This is a genomic window from Kitasatospora sp. MY 5-36 (assembly GCF_001182915.1).
GTDB lineage: Bacteria > Actinomycetota > Actinomycetes > Streptomycetales > Streptomycetaceae > Kitasatospora.
Window position 1 is genome coordinate 1 of sequence record NZ_LFVW01000470.1, and the last position, 3527, is coordinate 3527.

Genomic DNA, 3527 nt, shown 5'->3' on the forward strand with positions numbered 1-3527 from the left:
CTGCGCGGGGCCCGGCTGACCGCCGGGCGGCTGCTGCGCTGCCGCCCGGGCGCGGGCGGGGCGGACCCGGTGCCGCCGCGCTGAGCCGTAGCCGGTCGAGCCGCGACGGCCGAGCCCCGGACGGGAAGACCGCGGATGGCCCGCGCGGAGTCTCCGCACGGGCCATCGTTGTTCCTGACAAAGCGTCAGCGAAGGCTGCTGTCCATCGAGTTGAGCATGGTGCCGGAGGCGTCGTCGTTCTCCAGGGAGAAGGCGAACAGCCCGCCCAGGCCCTTGGCCTTGGCGTAGGCCCCGCGCGCCTGGACGGCCTGCGGGGTGTCGCCGGTCCAGAAGTTGGTGCCGTCGTAGACCCAGCTGCTCTCGGTGACCGGGTCCCAGTGGGTCTGGGCCGCGGTCGGGTTGAGCTCCTTCCAGGCGGCCAGGCCGGCCTCCTGGCTCAGCGGCTTCTTCGCCGTCGGGCCGGTCGCGCTCTGGTACAGGCCGTAGTTGGAGCCGGCCGGGACGCCGGTCCAGCCGCGCCAGTAGAACGGGATGCCCAGCACGATCTTGTTCGCGGGGAAGCCGCCGGGGATGCCGTACTCGGGCAGGCCGGTGGTGTACGCGGCGAGCGTGGTGTCCACGTTGTACTTGCGGGTGCCCGGGGTGATCGGCGTGGTCGGGTCGGCCGGGCTGTCGTGCAGCGGGTCCTGGTGGTTGGTCGGGCCGGTGGCGTCCCACGCGCCGTGCATGTCGTAGGACATCACGTCCGCGTAGTCCAGGTAGGCGCCGATCTTGTCGGTCTCCAGCTGGGCGACCTTGTCCTGGCCGCTGGGCAGGGCGGCGGTCAGCAGGTAGCGCTTGCCCTGGGCGGCGCCGAGGGCGTCCAGCTGGGTGCGGAACTCCTTGAGCAGCAGGGTGTAGTTCTGCTTGTCGGCCGCGGAGTAGTGGTTGCCGGTGTGGCCGCCGGCCGAGCCCGGGTACTCCCAGTCGAGGTCGACGCCGTCGAAGAGGCCCGCCGCCGAGGCCGCGCCGCCGGAGGCGTCACCGGCCACGCCGGTCGGCAGGTTCCCCTTGAGGAACATGTCGACGCACGAGGAGACGAAGGCCTTGCGGGAGGAGTCGGTGGCCGCCGCGTCGGAGAAGTACTTGGAGTACGTCCAGCCGCCGATCGAGATGGTGAACCGCAGGTTCGGGTACTTGGCCTTCAGCTGGCGCAGCTGGTTGAAGTTGCCCTTGAGCGGCTGCTCCCAGGTGTCGCTGCTGCCGTCCACGCTGGTGGCGGAGCTGTAGTCGGCCTGGTAGTCGGCGTAGGCGTCGCCCGCGCCGTCACCGGCGTTCGGGTTGGACTCGTTGGCCGAGTCGGAGGCCTTCACCGCCTGGAAGCAGGTGAACTTCGTCGGGTCGATGTTGGCGAACGCGTAGTGGACGACGTCCAGCTTGCCCGCCGCGCCGCTGGTGTCGACGTTCTTGGCGTTGTACGCGTTCTCGTAGACGCCCCACTGGTCGAAGTAGGCGGAGCGGATCGGCTGCTGGGCGGGGGCGGCCGCGGTCGTGGTGCTCACCGGCGCGGACTGGGCGGAGGCGTGGCTGCCGGAGTAGCCCTGGACGCTGAAGGTGTAGCTCCTGCCCGGCAGCAGCGAGCTGACCGCGACGGAGGTGCCCATCGAGGTGGCGACCAGCTGGCCGTTGGACCACACCTTGTAGGCGACCGGGCCGTCGCCGCTGGTGAGGGTGGACGGCTGCCAGGTGAGCACCACCGCGTTGGAGGTGGTCCTGGTGACCGTGAAGCCGGTCGGGGTGGTGACCTTGCCGTCCCCGGCCGGGCCGCTCGCGGTGGCCGTCGGGGTCGGGGTGGTGGTCGTGGGGGTGCCCGTCGGGCTGCCGGTCGCCGTCGGGCTCCCGGTGGGGCTGCCGGTGGCGGTGGGGCTCGCGGTGGCCGTCGGGCTGGCCGTGGCGGTCGGGCTGCCGGTGGCCGTCGGGCTGGTGGACGAGGTGGGGCCGGCCGGGCCGGTCAGCGTGAGGTCGTCCGCGTAGTAGGTGCCGGTGCCGTACCAGCCGTGGGTGAAGACCGTGACGGAGGTGGTGGTGGCGCCGGTGGTGAAGGTGGTGCTCAGCTGGTTCCAGCCGGTCGCGCCCGGCGTCCAGGCCGAGGAGTTGACGCCGGTGCCGGTGGCGCCCAGGTAGACGTAGCTGCCCTGCACCCAGCCGGCCAGGGTGTACGTGGTGTTCGGCTGGACGGTGACGGTCTGCTGGCACTGCGCGGTGTCGCCGGCCGAGGCGGCGCCGGCGAGCGCGCGGCTCCCGCCGTGCACCGGGGTGGTGACGACCGAGCCGTTGGAGCAGGTCCAGCCGGCCAGGGTGCCGGTCTCGAAGTCGCCGTTGGCCAGCAGGTTGACCGGGGCGGCCGAGGCGGAACCGAAGGTGAGGGCGATGGCTGCGCCGCTGGTGGTCAGCGTGGCGGCCAGGGCCAGTGCGGTGGCTCTTCTGCGCTGGGCGGCCCGGCGGTCGGCGCGCTCCCCGGCGGGGTGGGCGGGCCGTGCGGGCGTGACGCGGTCGTGCATGCGGTGGGTCCTCCGGATGTGTGGGGGGTTCCGGCGGTGCGGTGGCCCGGGGCGGGCCGAGGGGAGCCGGCCCGGGCGCGGTGGGGGCGCGCGGGCTGGTGACGCGTGCTGACGAGCGGTGTGCGGACGAGCGGAGTGCGGACGCGACGGGCGGCCGACCCGTGCACGTCACGACTGAACAGATTGGACTGGACCAATATTCGCCGTCAAGGGTGTCCGCCCGCTGGACCGTTCCCTGCCGGGTCGGCGGCGGCCCGGTAGGTTGGCCGGTACGAGCAGGCCCGTCGAACGGAGGACGCGCGATGGACAGCCAGGACTGGGACGACCGCTACGCCGCGAGCGAGCTGGTGTGGGGTGCCGCGCCCAACCGGTGGGTGGTCCGCGAACTGGCCGGGCGCACTCCCGGCCACGCGCTGGACCTGGCCGCCGGAGAGGGCCGCAACGCGATCTGGCTGGCCGCCCAGGGCTGGGAGGTCACCGGACTGGACTTCTCCGCCGTCGCCCTGGAGCGCGCCGAACGGCTCACCGCCGAGCTGCCCGACGAGGTCGCCGACCGGCTCACCTGGCGCCACGGCGACGCCCGCGCCTACGAGGCCCCCGCCGCCGGCTACGACCTCGTCTTGGTCGCCTACCTGCAGATCCCCGCCGCGGAGCGCCGGGCCGCGCTGCGCCGCGCCGCCGACGCGCTCAGCCCCGGCGGCACCCTGCTGGTCATCGGGCACGACCTGAGCAACCTCACCGAGGGGGTCGGCGGCCCGCAGGACCCGGCCGTGCTCTTCACCCCGGAGGACGTCCTGGCGGACCTCGCCGACCGCGGGCTGCGCACCGTCCGGGCCGAGCGGGTGCACCGGACGGTCGACGGCGAGCCGGGCCACAAGGGGGCTGCGGGCGCCGAGAGCGGCGAGGGCGCCGAGGCGAACGGGGGCGGCCGGGGCGGCCGGGTCGCGGTGGACGCGCTGGTGCGGCTGGAGCGGAGCGGCGGTTGAC

At 73.9% G+C, this 3527-nt stretch carries 2 protein-coding genes; one reads left to right on the plus strand and one right to left on the minus strand.

The features are described 5' to 3' along the window. Nucleotides 1-185 precede the first annotated feature (185 nt). On the minus strand, nt 186-2540 hold the full coding sequence (locus AE652_RS27320; protein WP_082346004.1) for a glycosyl hydrolase family 18 protein: 2355 nt from the start codon (nt 2538-2540) through the stop codon (nt 186-188). A gap of 302 nt (nt 2541-2842) precedes the next feature. Between AE652_RS27320 and AE652_RS27325 the strand changes: the two genes are divergently transcribed. Next, on the plus strand, nt 2843-3526 hold the full coding sequence (locus AE652_RS27325; protein ID WP_063780284.1) for a bifunctional 2-polyprenyl-6-hydroxyphenol methylase/3-demethylubiquinol 3-O-methyltransferase UbiG: 684 nt from the start codon (nt 2843-2845) through the stop codon (nt 3524-3526). The last annotated feature ends 1 nt before the right edge of the window (nt 3527 follow it).

What these genes read in the sequence shown, in the direction of transcription:
- AE652_RS27325 (WP_063780284.1), top strand. Translation starts at nt 2,843, where the DNA reads ATGGACAGCCAGGACTGGGACGACCGCTACGCCGCGAGCGAGCTGGTG.
- AE652_RS27320 (WP_082346004.1), bottom strand. Translation starts at nt 2,540, where the DNA reads ATGCACGACCGCGTCACGCCCGCACGGCCCGCCCACCCCGCCGGGGAG.